The sequence below is a fragment of the Streptomyces sp. NPDC052036 genome (assembly GCF_040680495.1).
Taxonomy (GTDB): Bacteria; Actinomycetota; Actinomycetes; order Streptomycetales; family Streptomycetaceae; genus Streptomyces.
Genome location: NZ_JBFAWW010000020.1, coordinates 1 through 1,007 on the forward strand (window position 1 = coordinate 1; position 1,007 = coordinate 1,007).

General features: G+C 71.2%; 1 rRNA gene and 1 pseudogene. One reads left to right on the forward strand and one right to left on the reverse strand.

Annotated elements, in window-relative coordinates:
• Positions 1 to 92: ribosomal RNA gene (gene rrf / locus AB0L95_RS25555) — 5S ribosomal RNA — on the forward strand; the annotation flags it as partial.
• 119 nt (positions 93 to 211) lie between these two features.
• Here rrf and AB0L95_RS25560 read toward each other — a convergent pair.
• A pseudogene (locus AB0L95_RS25560) lies at positions 212 to 1,007 on the reverse strand (hypothetical protein); the annotation flags it as partial.

Here is a 1,007-nt window from a genome sequence, read left to right on the forward strand (position 1 = left end):
CGCCCGGTTACATTTCGAACCCGGAAGCTAAGCCTTACAGCGCCGATGGTACTGCAGGGGGGACCCTGTGGGAGAGTAGGACGCCGCCGAACAATCTTTGGAGGACCCCTGGTCCCAGCGACTCGCTGGGACCAGGGGTCCTTTTTGTTTTTCCGATGCGCGCCGGGTACCCGGCTGCGCGAGAATGGCTTTGCGGTACCGAAGACAGGAGTCACCCATGTCCACCAACTCTCCCGACGAGCGTCCTGAGCGCGACCAACGCCGCCGGGACAGTGGTGACCGCGGCGGTTACCGCGGGGGTCCGCGCCGCAGTGACGACCGTCGCGGCGACGACCGGCGTGATGACCGGGGCGGGTTCCGCCGCGACGACCGCCGTGGCGACGACCGGCGTGATGACCGGGGCGGGTTCCGCCGCGACGACCGCCGGGACGATCGGCGCGATGACCGCCGTGACGACCGTGGCGTTTTCCGGCGTGATGACCGTGGTGGCGTCCGGCGGGATGATCGGGACCGCGACCACGGTGGTCGGCCCTCCTTCCGCCGCGACGACCGGTCGGCCGGCCCGCGCCGCGACGACCGCGACCGCCCTGGGGTCCGTCGTGACGATGACCGAGGCGGGTTCCGTCGCGAAGGCGGCGACCGTCCCGGCTTCCGTCGTGACGATGACCGAGGCGGGTTCCGTCGTGAAGGCGGCGACCGTCCCGGGTTCCGTCGTGAAGGCGGCGACCGTCCCGGGTTCCGTCGTGACGATGACCGAGGCGGGTTCCGTCGTGAAGGCGGCGACCGTCCCGGCTTCCGTCGTGACGATGACCGAGGCGGGTTCCGTCGTGAAGGCGGCGACCGTCCCGGGTTCCGTCGTGACGATGACCGAGGCGGGTTCCGTCGTGAAGGCGGAGACCGCCCCGGCTTCCGCCGTGACGATCAGCGCGGTGGCTACGGTCGCCGTGACGACCGGCGTGACGACCGCCGTGGCGAGGACCGTGGCGACCGGGGTGGTTTCCGCCGCG